The organism is Leptolyngbya sp. FACHB-60, from assembly GCF_014695775.1.
Taxonomy (GTDB): domain Bacteria; phylum Cyanobacteriota; class Cyanobacteriia; order Phormidesmidales; family Phormidesmidaceae; genus Nodosilinea.
Window position 1 is genome coordinate 1 of the sequence record NZ_JACJOX010000075.1, and the last position, 5,170, is coordinate 5,170.

A 5,170-nucleotide genomic window follows, 5' to 3' on the forward strand; every position below is an offset into this window, starting at 1 on the left:
AGTCATCTACAAACCTTACGGTCGGTTTGGCCATGCGGGGCACTGTCATCTTCTCTACCTAGCTCTCAGCCCTTATACCCTAAATTATCTCCCGCCAGAGCCATTGAAGAGCGTTATAGCCATCGCCAGATCGGTTAGGACACTCTGCATAATCCCTTGCAGCGATGGCTATACGCCAGTGCGCTGCCCCAGTTTTTGCCGGTGATAGTGGTTTATGTCCTAAGCACAGTGGCCAACACTTTATACTCCAGCGCCATCACTCCTTAACCCATGGCTCATCCCAAGGGCCACCGCCAACTTCTAGCCCAGCCTGAGTACTGGTGGCGGCGACCACCAGATCCAGCTCGCCACCCCGCCGCTGCCACAGCTTGAGGCTGAGGTCGCCCAGGGCCGTGTCGCGACAGCAGAAGGCCATACCGTCGTGGGTTGGTGCCCGTAGCGGAATCCCGGGGAGATCGGTAGTGCCAGTCACTTCAACCACATAATCAGGGCGATCGCACTGCATGTGCCAGTAGCCCCAAGGAGTTATGTGCCAAGTGACGCGGGCATTCCAGGGCACAAATTCATAAAATTTGCCGCCGTGGTGAATCCCCACCATCGCTACCGACTCCATCCAGGTAAGCACCTGGCGACGACCACCCCCAGCGGTGAGGGCGAGGTCGGGCACCCCCTCAAAGGCGTTGCAGTTGAGCCAAAACCACTTTTGCGGAAACGATCGCCCCCAATTCTTCTCGCTGTAGGTCGGGGCATTGGCGAACTCATGCCGCTGCCCTTGCCACTCAATCCACCCCGTAGCGTGGCCGTGGGCCATGAGAATTTGCCAGCCCGGCTCGAAAATTGGCAGGCTAGAGAGCAGCCCAGCCGTAGATTGCTGAGGCTGACCGGTGCTCCCCCAGCCATAGACTGGCTCGGTGTGATACTCCCAAGCCACAGTACCCAAGACAGGATCGTTCAAACAACCCTGATGCCAGGTCGCCGTCACCTGATAGCCCTCCGACACTTGCTCCTTAAATTCTGACGATGACAGCAGACGAGGCTTGATTTGGGGTTTCCCTCGCCAGTGGCCTAGCCCTAGCCCTTCAGGCCAAGCCCAAAACTGGCCGACATCAGGAAAGGTGCGGCAAAAGTAGCTGTCATCTGGACCCAAGATTTGCGCCGTGCCGCCGCTGTGGGGCTGTCCTCCGACATGGCCTTCCATGGAGTACATAAAAGCGAAGGTCTGGCGAGCCTCTAGCAGCGTGAGCCGAAAATACCAACCTTCGAAGAATCGCTTGTCTTTGCCATCCCAGTGATAGCCACTGTGGGGAGTTTGAAGGGGGTGAAGGGACATGGGGTGTGAGGGAGTGGATGGGTAGGGAATAGGGGAGGGTTTAGTTTTGAGTGTTGGATTTTGAGTCAAGTGATCGAACTTTTGCTTGGGTGTGCGCCATAACCTAGAACACAGTTCGGAACCTCAGAGGTTGTGCCGCCTACAGGCACATTTGAAAAACATAAGTTTAAACCGATGATCGGCCAGTCCTTTCCGTAGGGTGAAGGGCGGCGGAACGCCCTTCGAGAAGGGGGTCTGGGGGCAGCGAAATGGCCCCAGCGGCAGATCTGGCTTTCCTCCACCTACCTGCATCAGCCTAGAAACTCTGCTGCTCAAAGCAGTTTATTTCCCTGAAAGACTCTCAGTCTTCAACCCAACGAGGAACGTACTGCCAACCATCGCGGATCTCGTCTCGAAACCGCTGGTGCTCTGGCTGCTTTTCCTCCACCAGCTGCCAAAAGGCCGCAGAATGGTTCATATGCACGGTGTGGCACAGCTCGTGGACGAAGACGTAATGCACCAGCTCGGGGGGCAAAAACAGTAGCTTGTAGTTGAGGCTGATGTTTTTGTTGCTAGAGCAGCTGGCCCAGCGAGTTTTTTGCCCGCGTATAGAGATGCGGCTAAAAGGCAGGTTGATCACAAAACTCAGCTCTCGTAGCCAGGGGGCAAACTCGGCGCGGGCCTTGCGGCCCAGCCACTGGCGCAGCAGATCGGCGCAGGCGGTGTTGTTGTCCACAGCGCCGCACAGCAAGAGGGTTTGGGGGCCGCTCTGGGTCATGGCCAGGGTGCGGGTAGTGGCGGGCTGGTATTGAACATGCCAGGTTTGGTGGCGCGATCGCACCTCGATCTGTCCCGGTTTTTCCTCAAAATGGTCGTCAGTTAACCCCGCCGTCTGGTGCGCCAAGCGCTGGCGCGATCGCCACAGCCAGTCGCGCCGCCGATGCAGTAGCTCAGGCACCTGACGCTGGTCAAACCCCACGGGCACCACGACTTCTACCTGGCCGTTGAGATGCACTTTGATCGAGACGTGGCGGGCGCGATCGCTCTCCCGAATGCGGTAGTCGAGCAGCGCCGCCGTCTCAGGCGAGAAAAGCTCTAGCTGTTCAGACGAGTCAGCCATGGGCGGCAGGAACACACTACTTTAAATAGCCTGTTCTATCCTACGGTGCTCTAGAAAAGACAGCAAAATTTGCCGGTGCGGTGGCCCCAACGGGCGCTCCCCACGGGCGCGAGCTGAGAATCGCTGGCCCTGGTGAATATCGTCAACACTCCACAGCCCCAGGTCTAACCCCTCGGTCAGCACCAGCTGCTCCACCGGCACCACCAGCGGCCCGTGATAGACGTGGCGCACCACGGTTTCATCCTCCACGCGCTCAAACAGCGATAGCTGAGGTGCGATGTAGCCAATTTCTTCCTCTAGCTCTCGGTACACCGCCGCGTCAGGGTCTTCACCGGGTTCGAGGTGACCGCCAAAGAAGGCCCAATGGCCGGGCCAGGCAATGGTGGGGATGTCGTCGCGCAGCTGAAGCAGGAAGCGATCGTCTTGGTACAGGATGGCGATCGCCACCTCAGGCCTAGCAGTTACACGGCGCATCACTCACCTTTTCATTACTCCTTATATACATAGAGGTTGCTTTCACCCCCATTCCCCAGCGTCTTTATTCCCTACCGACCGGATCCGCGACCTTCGTAGCAGGTTAAGGCAGCAAACGTAACACTGTGCTTAACATTATTGTTATCGAAATAAATACTGTTGGTCATGGGGATGCCTCCTGGTTGGTCATACCACCAGCTACATCGCCAGTACTTAGGATTTCGGAAACTCTAAAGCCGCTACAACTTGCTAAAGATCAAGGGTCGGGTATCAATAATTAACATTAGTTAATAAAAAGAGGGTGCGATCGCTGATTTTGAGGTGTTAACCCAGGCATTTATTGATTTTTGTTAAAAGAACCCTATTCAGAGATCAATTTTGTGATCAGAGCAATTCTGGAAGCCTGATGAATCAAGGGCTTCCGCAGATTGAATTATTGTAAACACCGGTTAAAAAGCGTCAAATCGCGAGACTATAATGCTCAAGAGCAATCACCGCCTAAGTATCGATTTTGCCCATAGGCCATGGCTCACTTGGGTATAGTTCGACCTAAAGCGATTGATTCTCCATTTGCTTTTGTCTAGAGAGAGGAGAGTCTCCATGACAACTACCCCGCGGGAGCGGGAGGCGAAAGCCAAGGTCATCGTAGATAAGGATCCAGTGCCTACTTCCTTCGAGAAGTGGGGTAAGCCGGGTCACTTTGATCGGATCTTAGCTAAGGGACCCAAAACCACCACTTGGATTTGGAACCTTCACGCCGACGCTCACGATTTCGATAGTCATACCAGTGATCTAGAAGACATTTCGCGCAAAATCTTTAGTGCGCACTTCGGTCACCTAGCCGTCGTCTTTATCTGGCTCAGCGGCATGTACTTCCATGGCGCTAAGTTTTCAAACTACGAAGCCTGGATGACCAACCCCACGGGCATCAAGCCCAGTGCCCAGGTCGTTTGGCCGATCTTCGGTCAAGAGATCCTGAATGGCGATGTGGGCGGTGGTTTCCACGGTATTCAGATCACCTCTGGCCTATTCCAACTGTGGCGGGCCGCTGGCTTCACCAATGGCTTCCAACTCTACGTAACCGCCATTGGGGCGCTGGTAATGGCAGCTCTGATGCTGTTTGCCGGCTGGTTCCACTACCACAAGCGAGCGCCCAAGCTCGAGTGGTTCCAAAACGTGGAATCGATGATGAACCACCACCTGGCGGGTCTCCTCGGTCTGGGCTGCCTCAGCTGGGCTGGTCACCAAATCCACGTGGCGCTGCCCATCAACAAAATGCTGGATGCCGGTGTGGCCGTGCAGGATATTCCCCTGCCTCACCAGTTCATCCTGAATAAGGCCCTGATGGCTGACCTGTACCCCAGCTTTGCTGAGGGTATCCGGCCCTTCTTCACCCTCAACTGGGGTGTGTACTCTGACTTCCTCACCTTTAAGGGTGGCCTGAACCCCGTGACCGGTGGCCTTTGGCTGTCGGATACGGCTCACCACCACCTGGCACTAGCCGTGCTCTTCATTGTTGCGGGCCACATGTACCGCACCAACTGGGGCATCGGCCACAGCATGAAGGAGATTTTGGACAATCACCAGGGTGACCCGCTGCTGTTTGGCGGCCGGGGCCACCAGGGTCTGTTTGAAGATCTGACCACCTCCTGGCACGCCCAGTTGGCGGTCAACCTGGCCATGCTGGGGTCGATCACGATCATCGTGGCGCACCACATGTACGCCATGCCTCCCTATCCGTACTTAGCGACGGATTACCCCACTCAGCTGTCGATATTTACCCACCACATGTGGATCGGCGGCTTCTTGATTGTGGGGGCCGGTGCTCACGCCTCCATCTTTATGGTGCGTGACTACGACCCGGCGGTAAATAGGGATAATGCGCTGGACCGCATGCTGCGATCGCGCGATGCCATCATCTCCCACCTCAACTGGGTGTGTATTTTCCTGGGCTTTCACAGCTTTGGTCTATACGTCCACAACGACACCATGCGGGCTTTGGGCCGTCCCCAAGACATGTTCTCGGATACGGCCATCAACCTACAGCCGGTCTTTGCCCAATGGGTGCAAGGGTTCCACTCGGCAGCGGCAGGGGCCACAGCGCCCAATGCCCTGGCCAGTGTTAGCCCCGTGTTCGGTGGCGCTGGAGTAGCGGTAGCTGGCAAGGTGGCGATGATGCCCATGGCCCTCGGCACTGCCGACTTCATGGTGCACCACATCCACGCCTTCACCATCCACGTGACGGCGCTGATTCTGCTCAAGGGCGT

The 5,170-nt window shown here is 56.3% G+C and carries 4 protein-coding genes; 1 reads left to right on the forward strand and 3 read right to left on the reverse strand.

The window, feature by feature from the left end:
* Positions 1 to 256: 256 nt before the first annotated feature.
* The 3 genes from H6F57_RS25900 to H6F57_RS25910 form a co-directional block, all read right to left on the reverse strand.
* Complete coding sequence (locus tag H6F57_RS25900) at positions 257 to 1,330, reverse strand: tocopherol cyclase family protein (RefSeq protein WP_190630885.1); 1,074 nt, start codon at positions 1,328 to 1,330, stop codon at positions 257 to 259.
* A 340-nt stretch (positions 1,331 to 1,670) separates the two neighbouring features.
* On the reverse strand, positions 1,671 to 2,429 hold the full coding sequence (locus H6F57_RS25905) for a SprT family zinc-dependent metalloprotease (RefSeq protein ID WP_190630883.1): 759 nt from the start codon (positions 2,427 to 2,429) through the stop codon (positions 1,671 to 1,673).
* Positions 2,430 to 2,450: 21 nt separating this feature from the next.
* A complete protein-coding gene (locus tag H6F57_RS25910) occupies positions 2,451 to 2,903 on the reverse strand; it encodes an NUDIX domain-containing protein (RefSeq protein ID WP_190630881.1) in 453 nt (150 codons plus the stop codon).
* Between the two features lie 600 nt (positions 2,904 to 3,503).
* Between H6F57_RS25910 and psaA the strand changes: the two genes are divergently transcribed.
* On the forward strand, positions 3,504 to 5,170 hold a 1,667-nt coding region (gene psaA / locus H6F57_RS25915), incomplete at its 3' end, for a photosystem I core protein PsaA (RefSeq protein ID WP_190795050.1).